The organism is Streptoverticillium olivoreticuli subsp. olivoreticuli, from assembly GCF_003391135.1.
Lineage (GTDB): Bacteria > Actinomycetota > Actinomycetes > Streptomycetales > Streptomycetaceae > Streptomyces > Streptomyces blastmyceticus.
In genome coordinates, this window is sequence record NZ_CP031455.1 from 4254682 (window position 1) to 4273321 (window position 18640).

The following is an 18640-nucleotide window of genomic DNA, read 5'->3' on the forward strand; positions in this document are numbered from 1 at the left end:
TCCGCTTCCGTGCCGGGGTGGGTGGGGCGGGGGCGGGCGGCCCCCGCCCCCGGGCCGTCGCTACGCGCGGATGATGGAGAGGACCTCGTCGCGGACGCGGGCCACCGTTTGCGCGTCGCGTGCCTCGACGTTCAGGCGGAGGAGCGGCTCCGTGTTGGAGGCCCGGAGGTTGAACCACCAGTCGGCGGCCGTCACGGTCAGGCCGTCGAGCTCGTCCAGCTGCACGTCGTCGCGGTCCGCGTACGCCGTCCTGACCGCGGCCGCCCGTCCGGCCTGGTCGGCCACGGTGCTGTTGATCTCGCCGGACGCGGCGTAGCGGTCGTACTGGGCGACGAGTCGCGAGAGCGGCTCGTCCTGCCCGCCGAGCGCCGCGAGCACGTGCATCGCGGCGAGCATGCCGGTGTCCGCGTTCCAGAAGTCGCGGAAGTAGTAGTGCGCGGAGTGCTCGCCGCCGAAGATCGCGCCGGTGCGGGCCATCTCCTCCTTGATGAAGGAGTGCCCCACGCGCGTGCGCACGGCCTTGCCGCCGTGCTCCTTGACGACCTCGGGCACCGACCACGAGGTGATGAGGTTGTGGATGACCGTGCCGCCGGGGTGCTTGGCGAGCTCGCGGGCGGCGACCAGGGCGGTGATGGCGGACGGGGAGACCGGGTCGCCGTTCTCGTCGATGACGAAGCAGCGGTCGGCGTCGCCGTCGAAGGCGAGCCCGATGTCGGCGCCGACCTCGCGCACCCGCGCCTGGAGGTCGACGAGGTTCTTCGGGTCGAGGGGGTTGGCCTCGTGGTTGGGGAAGGTGCCGTCCAACTCGAAGTACATCGCGTCGAGTTCGGTCGGCAGTCCGTCGAGGACGGTCGGGACGGTGTGGCCGCCCATGCCGTTGCCCGCGTCCACCACGACCTTCAGCGGCCGGATGCCGGACAGGTCGACGAGGCCGCGCAGGTGCTCGGCGTAGTCGCCGAGGACGTCCCGCCTGGTGATCGTGCCGGGGGTGGCGGCCGGTTCGGGCGCCCCGGTCTCCGTCCACCCCTCCACGAGCGCGCGGATGTCGGCGAGGCCGGTGTCCTGGCCGACGGGGGCCGCGCCGGCCCGGCACATCTTGATGCCGTTGTACTGCGCGGGGTTGTGCGAGGCGGTGAACATCGCGCCGGGCAGGCCGAGTGCGCCGCTGGCGAAATACAGTTCGTCGGTCGAGCAGAGCCCGATCTCGGTGACGTCGACGCCGAGCGCCGCCGCGCCCCGCGCGAAGGCCCGGGACAGGCCGGGCGAGGAGGGGCGCATGTCGTGCCCGGTCACGATCGCGTCCGCGCCGGTGATCTGGGCGAAGGCGGCGCCGAACAGCTCGGCCAGCGGCTCGTCCCACTGGTCGGGGACGACACCGCGGATGTCGTACGCCTTCACGATCTGCGACAGATCAGCCACAGCCAACCCCTCCTGGAGTCCTTTACGGGGACACAAACCTACCTGGAGGCACTGACAATCCGGGTATCGAACGAGCGGAAGGCCGGGTATGGAGGGGTGTTGACGGCCACCGGGCCCGGGCCGGGCCGTCGGGGCGTCAGGAGTCGGGCGAGCGCAGCACCCTGAGGTGGCCTCGGCGCGCGACCTCCATCGGGTCGGCCTCGCGGCCGTTGGGCCCGACGGCGCCGGGGGTGCCCGCCGGTCCGGTCAGGCGCTCCTGCGGGCGGGCCGCCTCCCGCACGGCGTTGGCCAGCGCTTCGAGGTCGTCGCCGCTGGGGCGGGCGGGGCCGCTGTCGAGGGCGAGCCGGACCACGTCCCAGCCGCGCGGTGCGGTCAGGCGCTCGGAGTGCTCGGCGCACAGGTCGTAGCAATGGGGCTCGGCGTAGGTGGCGAGCGGTCCGAGAACGGCGGTCGAATCGGCGTAGACGTACGTCAGCGTCGCGACGGCCGGGCGGCCGCACGCAGTGCGCGAACAGCGACGTACAGGGCTCACGAGGTTGGACGGTACCGCACTCTTGAGCGGTCCGCGACGACTCACCCCCGGCTCACTCCTCCGTGTCGGCTCCGTTCGCCCTGTGGACGCCGTTTCCGTACCGCCTGGTTGACCTGCGCGGAGGCCCCGAGGGCAGGGCGCGGCGGCAAGAAAATCTGTCATCAAGCTGTCTGCACAGTGTCCTTCAACGAGCACGACCCCGTCCTGCACATGGCCGTAATTGATCGCAGAGATGACCAAAATGTTCATCCAGCGACATTCGGCTGATATGCGATCACTACGTGCACACGGCCGGGCGACGGCTACCCTCGGGAGTGATGGACAGCCCCGTACCCCCTCCGGCCACCACCGGAGGTGCCCCCAGCCCCCCCAGCCCCGCCGGCCCGCGACCGCGTCACCGCGACCGCCATGGTCGCGGCATGCGCGGACCGATCGCCCCGCCCCAAGTGCCGCTGTCGGTCAGCCGGGGCGAGGCGTTCGTCGACCTGGTGCACGACTCCGCGGAGCGGCTGGAGCGGCTCTGGCCGCAGCTGTCCGCGGTCGACTTCGTCGTGCGCGAGGTGCCGGTCACCACCCGTGACGGCCGTGGCACCATGAGCGACTCCGAGGGGCTCGACGCCTTCGAGTTCGACGGCGAGACGGTGCCGCTCGGGCGGTACGTCGCCGCCCACGGCGACGCCCCCGACCGGATCGTGATCTACCGGCGGCCGGTGGAGATCCGCACCAAGACCCGGGACGAGCGCGCGCTGCTCGTGCACGAGGTCGTGGTGGAGCAGGTCGCCGAACTCCTCGGGCTCGCACCGGAGTCGGTGGACCCGCGGTACGGCCAGGACTGACCGCCGCGCGGGCCGGTGGCCCCAACGCGGCGGCGCGCGGCGGCGATCCGTGCCGCACCGGAGGTTTGGGAGCCGATGACGCGCCAATGGCCGGAGGCGGAGAAACCCGCCCCCTCGCGTCACCGGTTCAGCATCGACAGATCCTGCTCGGCCTCCGGGACGGCCACCGTGGAGCGGTCGTCCGGAATGGGCTGGATCGTGAACATCGGCACACCGTCCTTGGGCAGCGCGAGCATCCGCGAGGCGTGCACCGGACCTCCGGAGACCTTCTCCACGGTCACCGCGTAGGTCCCCTTGGCGCCGGAGGGCTCCGGCGGTTCCACGGACAGCGTGGTGCCCGGCTTGACGGTGTACGTCTTGCTGACGGCGGTGCCGCCGTCGCTGCCCGCCGAGGACGTGACCTTCACCTGCGCGGCTTCCTTGCCAGGTGCGACCAGGGCGAGCGTGCTGCTCTTCGCGCGGTTGTCGGCGACGGTGCCGCGCTTGTCGATCGGCGGGGTGGCGGCGATGAAGGCCGTCTCCTGCTTGTCGTCCTTGCCCCGGGTGACCCGCAGCGCGGCGACGACCGGCGTCCTGCTGCCGTCCCCGGTGAGCAGCAGCGAGCCCGCCTCGCCCCGGGTGATGTCCCCGAGGTCGACGGCCGTCGTCATGCCGCTCTTGACGTGCAGCGTCTCGTGACCGGCCGGGGTGATCGCGCTGTTGGCCCCGGCGAAGCGCAGCTTCAGGTCGGCGTCGTCCCCGCCGGGCGCGAGGACGTAGAGGCGGACGGACGTGGCGTCGGCCGGGATGCCCGGGAGGACGGCGTCGGGGGACGCCTCGCCGGAGGACGGCAGCCAGTCGCCGCCGAGCTTCTCGTCGGACGCCTGGAGCGCCGCCCCGACCCGTCCGGAGCGGGCGGCCACATGGAGCGTCGCGCTCTCCGTGGGGGCGTCCGTGAGGGTCGACAGGAGCACCGGCACGGTGGAGCGCGGCGGGACGTTGATGCCCTCTCCGGCGGCCGCCTTGATCCGGCCGTCCTTGCCGTACATCTCCAGGTCGACGACGGCCGGGGTGCTGTCCGGGTTCGTCAGGTGGACGTAGTCCTGGCGGCTCTTGGCGGTGCTCGCGCCCGGGAACCAGAAGGACGTGTCGGGGGCCGTGCAGGTCAGCCCGTGCAGCCCGCGCCCGCTGCCCGCGCTCACCACGGTGCTCTGCTGCACGGTCCAGCCGGGTGCGAGCGTGCCGTCGGCGGTGCCGATGAGGGCGGGCGCGTCGGAGCGGTCCGCGGTGGCGATGGCGGGCTTGCCGGGCTCCTTCAGGGAGAGCACCGTCGCACCGGCCGCGACCGCGCCCTTGTCGTCCTTCTTCTTGTCCTTGGCGTCGGACTTGCCGTCGTCCTTCTTCGCGGAGCCCGCCGTCCCGCCCGCCGCCAGCAGGTCCGCGGCGGCCTTGCGCGCGCCCGCGCGGCCGGGTGCGCCGGCCGGGGTGAACGCGGTGTACGCCGTCTCCCCCACGTCCGAGGACGTGGGCGCCGGGCAGAGCCGCATCGAGCGCTCCACGGGCAACCGGGCGGGCGCCTTCGCGGCCGTGCCGGCGGTGCCCGCCGGAGCCTCGAACACGGCGACCCCGGTGACGGCGGCGAGCGCCGCCACCGCGCCGAACAGGGACAGGGTGGTGCGCTTCACTGCTGCTCGCTCCCGTCGCGGTGCTGCTGGTGGTGGCCACCGTCGCCGTACGTCGTGTCGTAGGGCTGCTGGCCGTAGCTGTACGGGTCGTACGGCCCTGCCGCGTACGGATCGGCCGGGTAGTGCGCCTGCTGCCCGTACCCGCCGCCCTGCTGCTGGTAGGAGCCGTCGTAGGCGCCCTCCTGGTAGGGCTGCTGGTCGTACGTCCCGTAGCCCTGGGCGTCGCCCCACTGTCCGTACTGCTGCTGTTGCGGGACGGCGGCGTACGGGTCGGCCGTCGGCTGTGCGTACGGGTCGGCCGTCGGCTCGGCCGCGGGCGGCTCCGGCGGCGCGGGGGCGGCCGTGCGGTCGGCCTCCGCGGCGGCGCGCAGGCGGCGGGCGCGGCGGCCCTCGCCCGCGGCGGGCTGTGCCGGTACGGACGGTGCCGCGGGCGCGGGGGCGGCGGCCGCCGGGGCGGCCGTCTCCGGCAGGTCGTCGTCGATCTCGCGGCGGCGGCCCGGCAGGGCGAGCACCACGAGAACGGCCGCGAGGATTCCTTGCGTCCACAGCCACGCCGTGTGGGTCAGGGGCGCCTGGTAGGTCAGGGCGAGCTTGCCGCCGCCGGAGGGCAGTTCGAAGCCCTGTGCCCAGCCGTCGACGGTGGTGCTCTTGAGCGCGCGGCCGTCGAGGGTGGCCTGCCAGCCGGGCGCGGCCTTGTCGGCGACGCGCAGGACGCGGCCCCGGGGGCCGTCCGGGACGGTGGTGTGCGCCTCGACGGGCCCGGAGGCGACCGTCACGGGGGCGGACTGCTGCGCGGCGCCCTGATGGTCGCCGGGCGTGATGGTGACGCGGGCGACGGCCCGGTCGACCCGCCACAGCGAGCTGCGGTCCTGCTGGCTGAGCCGGGTGAGGCCGGGGGTGGTGTCCAGGACCCGGCCCATGGCGCCGGGCGCGCTGTCGCGCACGAGGACGTAGCCGACGGCGTAGTCGCCGAGCAGGCCCGCCTGGTCGGCTCCGGAGCCCGCGACGAGACCGGCGACGACGGTGTCGAGCTTCTTGTCGCGCCCGGCGGCCGCGGCCAGTTCGGCGTCGCCGGTCCGGGCGCCGGAGCCCCGGACGAGGGTGTAGTTCACGTGCCCGTCGGTGCCGTCGAGCACCAGGGTGCGGGCCTGGTCGCGGGTGCCCGCCTCCTCCGCGACGAACGCCGGGACCTGCTCCGGGGAGCGCCGCTCCAGCGGTCCGTCCGCCCCGGCCACCATCCAGACGACGGCGGCGACCAGCGGGCCCGCGGCCGCGGTGACGGCGATGAGGGCGGCGACGGGCTGCCGCCAGCCGAAGCTGAGCGCGGCGACGCGCTCGCGGGCGCCCTCGGCGCCCACGACGGCCGCCGCGACGAGGGCGAGGCAGTGGACGAGGGTGGCGGGTCCTGCCCAGCCGCTGCCGTTGGCCAGGGCCGCGCAGAGGAGGGCGGCGAGCGCCACCGCCCAGGCCGTACGGACCGCGCGGGCCCGGTCGGCGCGCAGCAGGGCGGCGAGGGCGGCCAGGACGACGCCGGTGAAGAGCAGGCCGCCGAAGGTCTTCGGGCCGCCGGGGTCGCCCGCGAGCAGCTGCCAGGGCGCGGTCGTGCCGTGCCCGTAGTCGATGCCCGCCTCGGCGAAGAAGCGGCCGGGGTGCGCGAACAGCCCCAGCGACCAGGGGGCGAGCACGAGGACCGGGGTGAGGGCCACCGCGAGGAAGCGCGGCCCGTGGACGGACAGCTGCGCGCCGCCGCCCCGCACGGCGTGCACGGCGAGCGCGCCGAGGCCCAGGACGACGGCGAGCGGCCATACGACCGGGGTGAAGGCGGTGGTGACGGTGAGCAGGAGCGCGTACGTCCAGGAGGCGCGCCAGGTGGGGCGGGCGCCGGGGACGCGGAGTCCGGTGGCGGCCACGGCCGCGCGGGCCATGAGCGGCAGCAGTATGGCGAGGACGGCGGTGCCGAGCCTGCCGGTGGCGAGGGCGCCGGTGGCGGCGGGCAGGAAGGCGTACGCGACGCTCGCCCAGGCGCGCAGGAGGCGGGAGGAGACGAGCGGGCGGGAGGCGAAGTAGGCGGTGAGTCCGGCCAGGGGCACGGAGCAGACCAGCAGGAGGGTGAGGGTGAAGCCGGTGGAGCCGAGGAAGAGCGTGCCCAGGGCGGCCAGCACGGCCAGGTAGGGCGGTGCGCTGCCGGTGTTGCCGACGCCGATCGGGTGCCAGCCGTCGGCGTAGCGCGCCCAGAGGCCGGAGACGCCGTCGGGCACGGGCAGCAGGGCGCCGCCGGACAGCGAGCCGCCGCCGAACAGCCCGCGGCAGGCGACCACCGAGACGAGCAGCAGGAGCGCGAAGAGGACGGGGGCCGGCTTGCGGGCGATGCGCTTCAGCCGGGTGAACTGTTCGACCTCGAGGAAGTCCGCGTCGTCGCCGCCGGGTCCGGATTCGACGGCTCCGTGGCGTCCGGCGGAGGAGAGGTCTGCTTCGGAGCGGCCGCTCAGGTTGCTCGCGAGCTGTTCGACGGTGGCCCGGACGGTGGCGCCGGGCGGCGGGAAGAGCGGTCTCAGCTCGCTCGTGGCGACGGCGGGCGCGCCCCGCCGCTTGCGGGCGGCGCGGAGCCGGCCGGGGCGCAGGAGGGTGCCGAAGAGTCCGGTGAGTTCGTCGAGTGCCTGTCCGGGGGCCTTGCCGAGGAGGTAGCCGACGGTCCGCAGCAGGGTGCCGAGGACGAGCCGGAGCATGACGTACGGCAGGAGCGGGCCGCGGGTGTTGGCGAGGAGGGCGTAGACGGCGCCCGCCTTGTCGACGCGGTGCGGGTTCACGGCCGAGCGGCCGGCGCAGTCGACGGGGCGGCGTTCGCGGGCGGCGGCCTCTGCGTGCCGCATGACGGCGTCGGGCGCGACGATCACGCGGTGCCCGGCGGCGTGCGCGCGCCAGCACAGGTCGACGTCGTCGCGCATGAGGGGCAGCCGTGGGTCGAAGCCGCCGAGCTGTTCGTAGACGTCGCGGCGGACGAGCATGCCCGCGGTGGAGACGGCCAGCACGGGCCGCACCTGGTCGTGCTGGCCCTGGTCCTGTTCGCGGCGCTCCAGGCCGGTCCAGCGGCGGCCGCTGCGGGCGATGGAGACGCCGACCTCCAGCAGCTGTCTGCGGTCGTACCAGCTGCGGAGCTTGGGTCCGATGACGGCGGCGTCGGGTTCCGCGTCGGCGACGCGCAGCAGTTCGTGCAGGGCGCCGGGGTCGGGGGCGCAGTCGTCGTGGAGCAGCCACAGCCACTGGACGGGGTCGAGGTCGTCGTGGCGGTGGTCGGTGTGGCCGCCCTGGTCGTAGGAGTCCTCGCGCCAGGTGCGGCTGACGGGGTCCCAGCCGCTGGAGCGCTTGAGGTACGGCAGTTCCTCGGGGTCCGGCGCGGGGACCGAGCGGACGGCCTCGTCGACGGCGGCGCCGAATCCGGCGCGGCGGGCGAGGTGCAGGACGCGGTCCGCGCCGAGGGCCTCGGCGAGCAGCCGCGCGGAGTCGTCGGTGCTGCTGGTGTCGGCGGCGACGGCGCTCTGGACGGGCCGTTCCTGGCCGAGCAGTCCGGACAGCGCGTCGGGCAGCCAGCGGGCGCCGTCGTGGGCGACGAGCACGGCGGTGACGACGTGGCGCGGGAACGCCGGGGGGACGGCGGGGTCGAACGTGGCAGAGGTGGCCGGGTAGTGGGCCGCCGTATTGCTGTGCACGGACATCGAGGTACGGGCCCTCCGGCCGGGGATCCGGGGGTCGCCCCCCGGAGGACTGCTGTGCGGTTGCTGGCTGCGGTCGAGCGGTGCGCTCGACGGGCCACCACACTAGGGCCTCTCCGGCGGTGTGCGCCCCCGCCCGTCCCGTCACCGGCGGCGGGCCCCCGGGGCTCTCGACGCGGTCGGGCCGGGTGTCCTCGGACTCCCTCAGGCCGATACCGGGGGTGCCCCCGGCCGGGTCGATATGCCGGGCACGGCCCGGTGGCCGCGAACACGGCGGTCCGCCGCTCGCAGTGGAACGCGACGGGCGGACCGTTCGTCATGGGCGGAGTACGGCGGCGCTATTTCTCTCCGGCGGCCTTCAATAAGACCGTCCGCAGAACTGTTTGTCCGATCTATCAGACCGCTGCTTTCTTGAGGCGGCGGCGCTCGCGCTCGGACAAACCTCCCCAGATGCCGAAGCGCTCGTCATTGGCAAGGGCATATTCAAGGCACTCCGAGCGGACCTCGCAGGCGAGACAGACCTTCTTGGCCTCGCGCGTGGAACCGCCCTTCTCGGGGAAGAAGGACTCGGGATCGGTCTGAGCGCACAGCGCGCGCTCCTGCCAGCCGAGCTCCTCGTCCGCCTCCTCGACCAGCAGTTGCTGAAACAGCTCGGTCATGTGCGCCCCTCGTCTGTCATTTGCGTCCCCGTGCTGCCTTCATCAAGGCTGCCTTCATCAAGTGCGGCAGAACAACACGGGTGAAATTACAAGTGTGCCGATCCGGGCCAGTCAAGCCGAGATCTGCTATTGGGCCCCTTATTCACTCTGCGGAACCAAAGCCAAGCAGAAAGTGTCCAAAACATTACAAGTCCGGACAGAACCAACTGCCCGCCTCGGCGGCCCCGTCCCTCTCCCGAAGGAGAGGACGTCACGCACGGCAATCCCGTTGCACCGTCCGGCCGAATCATGTTTATCGCCGCGACTGGTGCGCCACCTGTCCGCGGCCCTCGGGCCGCAAACCTTTCAGCACCCTCAGTTACCGGATGAGGTGAAAGATTAGCCCCAAAACGGACACCCGGTTGACAGAGCGCGGTCGCGCCCGTCACCTTTGGTGGCATGCCAGCAATCGCCGCGCTCAGCCTGACCCGTGACTACGGGTCCCGCTGCGCTGTGCAGGCACGCTGTCGCTGTTCCAGCTGTTGATGCCCACGAGCTCCGGCTGAGCTTTCCTCTCCGCTCCACCCCGCTCGCCCTTCCCGACCGTCCGCAGGGCCCGCGCCGCCACGCCCGTACACGTCCACACGTGTCCCCGCACCGCGTCCCACCGCGCAGCCCCAGCACACCCGCCGAGGAACCCCGCACATGAACAGCGACGTCCAGATCGCCGGCGACCCGCTCGCCATCCCGCACCTGATGCCGCCCGTCCCCGCCCACCCCGCCACCATCGCCGAGTTCGCGGGGCTGGCCCGCTCCATCGCCGCCGACACCGCCTCCTGGGCGCACCTCGTGGAGTACGACGCCACGAGCCGCTGGTACCACCGGCTGCGCACCGGTCCCGGCTATGAAGTGTGGCTGCTCAGCTGGGTGCCCGGCCAGGGCAGCGGGCAGCACGACCACGGGCCGTCCTCCGGCGTGCTGACCGTCCTTCAGGGGGAGCTCACCGAGGTCAGCTGGGGCAGCGGCGCCCACGGTGGCTCGCGGCGCCGGCTGCGCGCCGGTGCCCAGCGCGTCTTCGCGCCCGGGTACGCGCACGAGGTCGTCAACGACTCCCTCGGGCCGGCCGTCAGCCTGCACGTCTACTCCCCCGGCCTCACGGAGATGCCGATGCGCCATCAGCGGCCCGTATCGGCCGTGTTGCCCGCCACGGACCGGGACGCCGTACGCGGCTGACGCCCCCACCTCGGGATGTCGGACCCGGCTGACAGGCCCACCCGTCACCCGACCACCACCCCTCAAGGGCAGCCCTACGGGCTGACAGACTGTTCCGCATGCAGCAGCGCATTGTGGTTCTGGCCGGCGGGATCGGGGGCGCCCGCTTCCTCCGTGGCCTCAAGTCAGCAGTCCCCGACGCGGACATCACCGTCATCGGGAACACCGGAGACGACATCCACCTCTTCGGGCTCAAGGTCTGTCCCGACCTCGACACCGTGATGTACACCCTCGGCGGGGGCATCCACGAGGAGCAGGGGTGGGGCCGGGCCGGGGAATCCTTCGCCGTGAAGGAGGAGTTGGCGGCCTACGGCGTGGGGCCCGAGTGGTTCGGGCTCGGCGACCGCGACTTCGCCACCCACATCGTCCGTACGCAGATGATCGGCGCCGGCTATCCGCTCAGCGCCGTCACCGAGGCGCTCTGCCGCCGTTGGCAGCCCGGCGTGCGGCTGCTGCCGATGAGCGACGACCGCGTCGAGACCCACGTCCTGATCGACGACCCCGACAGCGAGGGCCGCAAGGCCGTCCACTTCCAGGAGTACTGGGTGCGGCTGCACGCGGCCACGCCCGCGCACGCGATCGTCCCCGTCGGCGCGGAGGAGGCCAAGCCCGCGCCCGGCGTGCTGGAGGCCATCGCCGCGGCCGACGTCATCCTCTTCCCGCCGTCCAACCCCGTCGTCAGCGTCGGCACGATCCTCGCCGTGCCCGGCGTCCGCGAGGCCGTCGCGTCCGCCGCGGCGCCCGTCGTGGGCCTCTCCCCCATCGTCGGGAACGCGCCCGTGCGCGGCATGGCCGACAAGGTCCTGGAGGCCGTCGGCGTCGAGTCCACGGCCGCCGCCGTCGCCCGGCACTACGGCGCCGGGCTGATCGACGGCTGGCTGGTCGACACGGTCGACGCGGACGCCGTGGCCGAGGTCGAGTCCGCCGGGATCCGCTGCCGGTCCGTCCCGCTGATGATGACCGACGTCGAGGCCACCGCCCGGATGGCCGCACAGGCACTGGCCCTCGCCGAGGAGGTGCGCGCGTGACCGGCCTGCCGGAGGGCGACGTCCCGGCGTACCGGGTGTGGGCGCTGCCCGGCATCCCCGAGGTGCAGGCCGGGGACGACCTCACCAAGATCATCGCTGCCGCGGCCGCCGCGGACGGGCTGCCCGGCCTCGCCGACGGCGACGTCCTGCTCGTCACCTCGAAGATCGTCAGCAAGGCCGAGGGGCGGATGCTCGAGGCCACGGACCGCGAGGCCGCGATCGACGCCGAGGCCGTACGGGTCGTGGCCCGGCGCGGCGCCCTCCGCATCGTCGAGACCCGGCTCGGGCTGGTCATGGCCGCCGCCGGCGTCGACGCCTCGAACACCGAGGCCGGCACGATACTGCTGCTGCCCGAGGACCCCGACGCCTCCGCCCGCGCGCTGCGGGACGGGCTCAGGGACGCGCTGGGCGTGGAGGTCGGCGTCGTCATCACCGACACCTTCGGCCGCCCCTGGCGCAGCGGACTGACCGACGTCGCCATCGGCGCGGCCGGTGTGCGCGTCCTCGACGACCTGCGCGGCGGCCTGGACACCCACGGCAACCCCCTGAACGTGACGACGGTGGCCACCGCAGACGAGCTGGCCGCAGCCGGTGACCTCGTCAAGGGCAAGACCACGGGGCTTCCGGTGGCCGTGGTGCGGGGGCTGGCGCATGTGGTGGCCGGTGCCGGTGCCGACGCTGATGCCGGTGTCGAGGAGGGGGCCAGGGCGCTCGTCCGTGCCCCCGCCGACGACATGTTCCGGCTGGGGACCTCCGAGGCCGTACGGGAAGCGGTGACGCTGCGGCGCACCGTCCGCGAGTTCACCGACGACCCCGTCGACCCGGGCGCCGTGCGGCGCGCCGTCGCCGCCGCCGTCACCGCGCCCGCTCCGCACCACACGACCCCCTGGCGGTTCGTCCTGCTGGAGTCCGAGGCCTCGCGCGTGCGGCTGCTCGACGCCATGCGCGACGCCTGGGTCTCGGACCTGCGCGCCGACGGCTTCGGCGAGGAGAGCATCGCCAAGCGGGTCCGGCGCGGCGACGTGCTGCGCAACGCGCCTTATCTGGTCGTGCCGTGCCTCGTCATGGACGGCTCCCACACGTATCCGGACGCGCGGCGCAACGCGGCCGAGCGGGAGATGTTCGTGGTGGCCGCCGGTGCCGCCGTCCAGAACTTCCTGGTGGCGCTGGCCGGGGAGCGGCTGGGGTCCGCGTGGGTGTCGTCGACGATGTTCTGCGCGGATGTCGTGCGGTCAGTGCTGTCCTTGCCGGCGGGTTGGGACCCGATGGGGGCGGTGGCCGTGGGGCGTGCGGCGGCTCCGCCGCGCGAGCGACCTGAGCGGTCGGCGGCGGAGTTCATCGAGGTGCGGTGAGGTTTGGGCGGGCTGTGGTGACGCGCCGTTGCCGCCTGCGGCGGGCTTGTTCCCCACCCCGCCCCTTCCCGGCTGTGTCGATTTGCGGCTCCGCCGCGTGGGGGGCAAGCCCCCAGACCCCTGAAGCACGCTTCGCGCGCTGTCCTCAAACGCCGGACGGGCTGGTTTCACCACCCCCTGATGTCCCCCACCGCGAAGCGGGGGGCCCTGCGGGGTGGGGTGATGCCTGTGAGGAGGATGAGGCGGCACGCGCGGTGGCGTTGGCCCGCGTACGGGGTCAGAAGGTCGAGCATCGTCGCGTCGTCCACGTCGCTCGCGCCCGTCAGCGCGTAGCCGACGATCCTCGGCAGGTGCAGGTCGCCGGTCGTCACCGCGTCGCTCGCGCCGTTGCTGCGCTGGAGCGTCTCGGCCGCCGTCCAGGGGCCGATGCCGGGGACCGCCTGGAGGCGGGCGGTGGCCGTCGGTTCGTCCATGGTCGCGGCCTCCTCCAGGCGGGAGGCCACGCGCGCGGCCCGGACGACCGTCGCGGCCCGCTTGCCGTCCACGCCCGCCCGGTGCCACTCCCAGGAGGGGAGCAGGGCCCAGCCCCGCGGGTCGGGCATGACGCGCATGCGGGGCGCGGGTCCCGGGGCGGGTTCGCCGTGGCGCTGGAGGAGGAGGCGCCAGGCGCGGTACGCCTCGTCGCCGGTGACCTTCTGCTCCAGGACCGAGGGGATCAGCGACTCCAGGACCAGCCCGGTGCGGGCCAGCCGGAGGCCGGGGTGGCGGCGGTGTGCCTCGTGCAGGAAGCGGTGGCGGGGGACGAAGGCGCCCGGGTCGTCGGTGGCGCCGAGGAGGGCCGGGAGGTGGTCGAGCAGCCAGTCCGCGCCGGGGCCCCAGGCCTGACCGCGCACGCCGTCGGCGCGCGCGGTCACATGGAGCGTGCCGGGACCGTCCGGGGTGCGGCTCGTCCGCCACACGGAGCCGTCCGGCGCGACCTGGTAGGACGGGTCGCCGGGGCCGCGCGCGAGGACGCCGAGGGTGGCCCCCAGGTCGTACGGGCCCGGCGGGACCCAGGTGCGCGTCGCCATCCGGCCAGCGTACGTCGGCGGACCGACAGCGGAGGCACTAAATCCGGTTAGTGGGCGCAGTGGCCCCGCCGCCGTTATTCACCCGAACGGGTCGTTGCCGGGAACAGGCTGGACGAGCCCGCCACCACCTACTGATCGGAAGAGAAGCGGATCGACGCCGCGTCGATCCGCGCGCCGCACCAGATCCGCGCGCCCGCCCGCAGCTCGTTGTCCGCGCCGACGAAGGCACCGTCACCGATGACGGCGCCCTCCAGGACCGTACGCGCCCCGATCCGCGCCCCCGCACCCACCAGCGAGTCGCGCACCTGCGCGCCCGCCTCGATGACCGCGCCGTCGAGGACCGTGCTGCCGTCGACCCGCGCGCCCGGCTCCACGACGGCGCCCGCGCCGATCACGGTGCCGCCCGTGAGCTTGGCGTCCGGGGCGACCTCGGCGGTGTCCAGGACCAGCCGGTCGCCGCAGCGGCCCGGCACGGCCGGGGAGGGGGCCCTGCCGAGGACCAGGTCCGCGGAGCCCCGTACGAAGGCCTGGGGCGTGCCCAGGTCGAGCCAGTACGTGGAGTCGACCATGCCCTGGAGGTGCGCGCCCGCCGCGAGCAGCCCGGGGAAGGTCTCGCGCTCGACCGAGACGGGCCGGTCCGCGGGGATGGAGTCGATCACCGAGCGGTTGAAGACGTACGCGCCCGCGTTGATCTGGTCGGTGACGATCTCCTCGGGCGTCTGCGGCTTCTCCAGGAAGGCCGTCACCCGGCCGGTGGCGTCGGTGGGCACCAGGCCGAAGGCGCGGGGGTCCTCGACCCGCGTCAGGTGCAGCGAGACGTCCGCGCCCGTGGTGCGGTGGGTGTCGACCAGCGCCTCGATGTCGAGGCCGGTGAGGATGTCGCCGTTGAAGATCAGCACGGGCTCGTCCGGCGCCGAGCGGAGCCGGGAGGCGACGTTGCGGATGGCTCCGCCGGTGCCGAGCGGCTCCACCTCGGTGACGTACTCCAGGTGGAGCCCGAGGGCGGAGCCGTCGCCGAAGTACGGCTCGAAGACCTCGGCCAGATAGGACGTGGCGAGCACGATGTGCTCGACCCCGGCAGCGCGGGCGCGCGCCAGCTGGTGGGTCAGGAACGGGACGCCCGCCGCCGGGACCATGGGTTTCGGCGTGTGCATCGTGAGGGGGCGCAGCCGGGTCCCCTTGCCGCCCACCAGGAGGATCGCTTCAGTCACCTTGTCGTCTCTGCTTCCTGCTGGGGCCGGGCCTTGGAACGGCGGCCAGTTTATGCAGACCGGCGGGCGCCGCCCGCCCCCGGTCAGCGGCCCTGCAGGCGGGCGGCGGCCGAGCGGGTCGTCCCGAGCCTGCTGTAGAGCCGGTCGCCGGGGCACTCCGTGGCGTAGCCGTCACGGTGTCCGGAGATGGCCTTGAGCTTGACGGACGTTCCCTTCTTGAACAGGTTTCCGCCGCCGGACACCAGGGTCGCGGTGCCGCGCGGGTTGACGCCGAAGAGACCGAGTTTCCATGCGCTGAGGGAGGACAGGGCGTTCACCGCCGCGTTGGGCGGGCTGGAGCTGGCGAAGGTTCCGAGAACGGCGATGCCCATGCTGTTGGTGTTGAAACCGAGGGTGTGAGCGCCCATGACCGGCTTCGCCACTCCGCCGGCGCGGCCTTCGTAGACGGTGCCGCACTTGTCGACCAGGAAGTTGTAGCCGATGTCGCGCCAGCCGCTGCTCACCACGTGGTAGCGGTAGATACCGCGGATGACGGACGCGGACTCGGAGCAGCTGTAGTTGTTGCCGGAGGCCGTGTGGTGGACGAAGGCGGCCTTCACGGTCTTGGTGTACGCGAAGGCGCGCTCGCGCAGCGATTCGTCGGCGCCCCAGCCGGCCCGGGTGACGATGCGCGGGCGGGAGGCGGTGAAGCGGCCGTCGGGGGCGGCGCCCTGGTCGGAGTCCGAGGTGTCGCCCTGGTCGTAGCCGTCGTCGGGGTCCACGCTGACCCGGGGACCGGAGAGGTCGCCTTCGTCGTCGTTGTCGCCCCAGTCGCTGGAATCGTCGTTGTCGGTGTCCCCCTCGGGCTCGTCCGAGGGCATTTTGACGCGGCCGGTGCCGGTGGCGGCGATGTCGGACCGCGCTGCGTTCCTGCCGACGGCGGGGATCTCGGTGGCGCCGAGCGGGGCGAGCGGGGCGTTGGCGGCGGAGCTGGCGCGTTCCTCGTCGGTGCCCGGCGGCACGACGGGGATCCGGCGGGAGTGGCGGGCCGGGGCGGCGCCGGGGTCGACGAGTTCGAGGCGCATGCCCGCGGGCAGGGCGCGGCCCTCGGGTGTGCGTTCGGTCGCGGCGTCGGGGTGGACGCGGAGCTGGATGGCGTCGGAGGCGCCAACCCACAGCGGCGCGGTGGAGCCGCGCAGCCGCCCGTTCCGCGCCTCGCGGGAGTCGAGGTCGGGGCGGTCGTCGTCGTGGGTCTGGACGTCCTGCCAGCCGGACCAGTCCCGGCTGCCCACGGCGCGGGTGCGCACCTGGGCGCGGCCGCGGAGCTCGGCGGCGGCGTCGTCCCACACGATGCCGATCAGGGAGAAGGGCTTGACCTCGCGCTGGGGCACGCCTTGTTCGGCGGGCCCGTTGGTGCGCGCCCGGTCGCTGCCGCCGAGGCGGATCAGCGGCAGGGACTGTGTCGAGCCGGGGGCGGAGTTCGGGGCACCGGTGGACGAGGTCGCACCGGAGGAGGCGCCCGAGGGGGTGGCCCCCGACGAGGTGGCCAGGAAGGGCAGAGTGAGGGCGGCGGCGCAGGTGACCGTCGAGGAGACAAGGATTCCACGCATGACAGAAATCCTGGACATATGCCGATAAGTCTGTCCATTCAAAGGGACCGGAAAGTGACGGCCAGTCGGCCCCCGCGCCGGTCCGTACGGCGCTCTCCCGACTGCCCGTCAGCGGCCGTCCCGCGTACCCTTGCGGCGATGAACGCCACCGATCGCACCCCCGCCGACCTGCTGCGTTCCGCGCTCGCCGCGGACCCGGCCCGCCCGCTCGTGACCTTCTACGACGACGCCACCGGCGAGCGCGTGGAACTGTCCGTGGCCACCTTCGCCAATTGGGTGGCGAAGACCGCCAATCTGCTCCAGGGCGAGTTCTCCGCCGAGCCCGGCGACCGGCTCGCGCTGCTGCTGCCCGCCCACTGGCAGACGGCCGTCTGGCTGCTCGCCTGCTCCTCGGTCGGCGTGGTGGCCGACGTGGGCGGCGACCCGGCGGCGGCGGACCTGGTCGTGAGCGGCCCGGACACCCTGGAGGAGGCGCGCGCCTGCTCCGGGGAGCGCGTCGCGCTGGCCCTGCGCCCGCTGGGCGGCCGGTTCCCCCAGCCGCCGGCGGGCTTCGCCGACTACGCCGTCGAGGTGCCCGGCCAGGGCGACCGGTTCGCCCCGTACGCCCCGGTGGACCCGGACGCCCCCGCGCTCGCCGTGGACGGCCTGGAGCTGACGGGGGCCCAGCTGGTCGAACGGGCACGCACGGACGCCTTCCAGCACGGGCTGGGCGCGGGCTCGCGGATGCTCTCCGGCCTGCCGTACGCCACCTGGGACGGCCTCTCGGCCGGGCTGTTCGCACCGCTCGCGGCCGGCGGGTCCGTGGTGCTGTGCCGCAACCTCGACCGGCTCTCCGGCGGCGGCCTGGAGAAGCGCCGGGAGAGCGAGCGCGTCACCGTGACGGCCCTCTGACGCTGCCGCATCGCCGCGACCGCGCGATGATCGGGGGTACGCGCCGGCAGCGGGTACCGCCGGCACCGCACGGAAAGGCCCCGACGGAGGCACGTACCACCCCGTGAGGGAGGGACGCAGCTGTGGACTACGGCACCGACGCTCCCTCCCCCGCGCCCCGGCGCGGGCGCCGCTGGCTGCGCTGGCTGGCCCTGGCCCTGGCCGTGCTGACGCTCGCCGTGGTCGCGCTGGGCTGGGTGCTGTACGAGCGGCTCAACAGCAACATCCACACCGACACGGACACGGCGAACGAGCTCGCGCAGTACGAGCGGGAGCGCCCGACGGCCCTGGTGGCCGGGGCGCAGAACATCCTGATCATCGGCTCCGACACCCGGGGCGGCCCCGGCAACGGCCAGTACGGCGAGGACAGCGGCACCCAGCGCTCGGACACCACGATCCTGCTGCACGTCTCCGCCGACCGGCACAGCGCGACGGCGGTGAGCCTGCCGCGCGACCTGATGGCGCAGATCCCCAGCTGCCGCCGGCCGGACGGCAGCCAGACCAACGAGCGCTTCGCCCAGTTCAACTGGGCCTTCGAGCTGGCGGGTCCGGCCTGCACGATCCGTACCGTCGAGAACATCAGCCACATCCGGATCACCCACCATGTGGTCGTGGACTTCAACGGCTTCAAGCGGCTGGTGGACGCGGTCGACGGGGTCGAGGTGTGCCTCAAGCAGCCCATCGACGATCACGAGGCGCATCTGAAGCTGCCTTCGGGCCGTCAGGTCCTGCACGGGGAGCAGGCGCTGGGCTTCGTCCGCGCCCGCTACAGCCTCGGCAACGGCAGCGACACGGAGCGGATGGGCCGACAGCAGGCGTTCCTGGGCGCGCTGTTCAACGAGATGCAGAGCGACGGCGTGCTGCTGAACCCGACGCGGCTCTATCCGGTGCTCGACGCCGCGACCTCCTCGCTCACCACGGACGCCGGGCTCGGCTCGCTGCGGAAGCTGTACGACCTGGTGCGCACGGTGCGGGGCATCCCCAGCGACCGGGTGCAGTTCCTGACGGTCCCGCGCCGCCCGTACCCGTACAACACCGACCGCGACGAGCTCGTGCAGCCGGACGCGGACCAGCTCTTCGAGCAACTGCGGGCGGACAAGCCGGTGTCGGTGAGCGCGAACGTCCGCCCGGCGGACAGCAAGCCCGGCGGCGGGCCCGCCCGGCGCGTCAGGGCCGAGGAGCCCGGGGGGCCGGAGGGGACCGCGGGACCGGACGCCCCCGGGGCGCCGGAGGTGCCCGGCGGGTCCCAGGCGCCCACCGATCCGGGCGTCCCGGCAGGCTCTCCCGGCACGTCCTCCTCGCCCTCCCCCTCGCCCACCGCGCCGCCCACGTACGAGGGAACCACCGCCGCACGCGGCATCTGCGGATGAATCCCCCGAAACGTACGAT

At 73.9% G+C, this 18640-nt stretch carries 14 protein-coding genes; 6 read left to right on the forward strand and 8 right to left on the reverse strand.

Translation table 11 applies throughout. The features are described 5' to 3' along the window. Positions 1 to 60 precede the first annotated feature (60 nt). Both DXZ73_RS18505 and DXZ73_RS18510 read right to left on the reverse strand, forming a co-directional pair. Positions 61 to 1419 carry a phosphomannomutase/phosphoglucomutase gene (locus DXZ73_RS18505; RefSeq protein WP_116212095.1) on the reverse strand — a complete coding sequence of 453 codons (1359 nt, stop codon included), beginning with the start codon at positions 1417 to 1419 and terminating at the stop codon, positions 61 to 63. A gap of 136 nt (positions 1420 to 1555) precedes the next feature. Next, positions 1556 to 1996, reverse strand: coding sequence for a DUF3499 domain-containing protein (locus DXZ73_RS18510; protein WP_116212096.1), 441 nt, complete (start codon positions 1994 to 1996; stop codon positions 1556 to 1558). Positions 1997 to 2268: 272 nt separating this feature from the next. Between DXZ73_RS18510 and DXZ73_RS18515 the strand changes: the two genes are divergently transcribed. Then, complete coding sequence (locus tag DXZ73_RS18515) at positions 2269 to 2787, forward strand: metallopeptidase family protein (RefSeq protein WP_116212097.1); 519 nt, start codon at positions 2269 to 2271, stop codon at positions 2785 to 2787. A gap of 119 nt (positions 2788 to 2906) precedes the next feature. Here DXZ73_RS18515 and DXZ73_RS18520 read toward each other — a convergent pair whose 3' ends face one another. The 3 genes from DXZ73_RS18520 to DXZ73_RS18530 all read right to left on the reverse strand — a co-directional run bounded on the left by DXZ73_RS18520 (position 2907) and on the right by DXZ73_RS18530 (position 8820). Beyond that, entirely contained in the window at positions 2907 to 4451 is a 1545-nt protein-coding gene (locus DXZ73_RS18520) for a DUF5719 family protein (RefSeq protein ID WP_116212098.1), read from the reverse strand. Next, a complete protein-coding gene (locus DXZ73_RS18525) occupies positions 4448 to 8164 on the reverse strand; it encodes a glycosyltransferase family 2 protein (protein WP_116212099.1) in 3717 nt (1238 codons plus the stop codon). The genes DXZ73_RS18520 and DXZ73_RS18525 overlap by 4 nt, the downstream gene beginning before the upstream one ends. A 392-nt stretch (positions 8165 to 8556) precedes the next feature. Then, positions 8557 to 8820 (reverse strand): WhiB family transcriptional regulator, encoded by a 264-nt coding sequence (locus DXZ73_RS18530; protein ID WP_004952403.1) that lies wholly within the window; start codon positions 8818 to 8820, stop codon positions 8557 to 8559. Between the two features lie 684 nt (positions 8821 to 9504). Here DXZ73_RS18530 and DXZ73_RS18540 point away from each other — a divergent pair. From DXZ73_RS18540 to DXZ73_RS18550, 3 genes are all read left to right on the forward strand, one after another. Continuing rightward, complete coding sequence (locus tag DXZ73_RS18540) at positions 9505 to 10032, forward strand: cysteine dioxygenase (protein ID WP_116212100.1); 528 nt, start codon at positions 9505 to 9507, stop codon at positions 10030 to 10032. A gap of 98 nt (positions 10033 to 10130) precedes the next feature. Continuing rightward, entirely contained in the window at positions 10131 to 11099 is a 969-nt protein-coding gene (gene cofD / locus DXZ73_RS18545) for a 2-phospho-L-lactate transferase (RefSeq protein WP_116212101.1), read from the forward strand. Further along, positions 11096 to 12451 (forward strand): coenzyme F420-0:L-glutamate ligase, encoded by a 1356-nt coding sequence (locus DXZ73_RS18550; RefSeq protein WP_240351403.1) that lies wholly within the window; start codon positions 11096 to 11098, stop codon positions 12449 to 12451. Before cofD ends, DXZ73_RS18550 begins: the two co-directional genes overlap by 4 nt. Before the next feature lie 167 nt (positions 12452 to 12618). Here the strand turns inward: DXZ73_RS18550 and DXZ73_RS18555 are convergent, their stop codons facing one another. The 3 genes from DXZ73_RS18555 to DXZ73_RS18565 form a co-directional block, all read right to left on the reverse strand. Then, positions 12619 to 13521, reverse strand: coding sequence for a DNA-3-methyladenine glycosylase family protein (locus DXZ73_RS18555; protein ID WP_116212102.1), 903 nt, complete (start codon positions 13519 to 13521; stop codon positions 12619 to 12621). A gap of 128 nt (positions 13522 to 13649) precedes the next feature. Continuing rightward, the gene (locus tag DXZ73_RS18560) at positions 13650 to 14732 is read right to left on the reverse strand and encodes a nucleotidyltransferase family protein (protein ID WP_116212103.1); all 1083 of its coding nucleotides are present in this window, start codon (positions 14730 to 14732) and stop codon (positions 13650 to 13652) included. Positions 14733 to 14815: 83 nt separating this feature from the next. Then, positions 14816 to 16321, reverse strand: a complete 1506-nt coding sequence (locus DXZ73_RS18565; RefSeq protein WP_240351404.1) for a peptidoglycan recognition protein family protein — start codon at positions 16319 to 16321, stop codon at positions 14816 to 14818. 138 nt (positions 16322 to 16459) lie between these two features. On the opposite strand from DXZ73_RS18565, the gene DXZ73_RS18570 reads away from it, so the two are divergent. Both DXZ73_RS18570 and DXZ73_RS18575 read left to right on the forward strand, forming a co-directional pair. After that, a complete protein-coding gene (locus DXZ73_RS18570) occupies positions 16460 to 17212 on the forward strand; it encodes a TIGR03089 family protein (protein WP_116212105.1) in 753 nt (250 codons plus the stop codon). Between the two features lie 122 nt (positions 17213 to 17334). After that, positions 17335 to 18621 (forward strand): LCP family protein, encoded by a 1287-nt coding sequence (locus DXZ73_RS18575; protein ID WP_240351405.1) that lies wholly within the window; start codon positions 17335 to 17337, stop codon positions 18619 to 18621. The last annotated feature ends 19 nt before the right edge of the window (positions 18622 to 18640 follow it).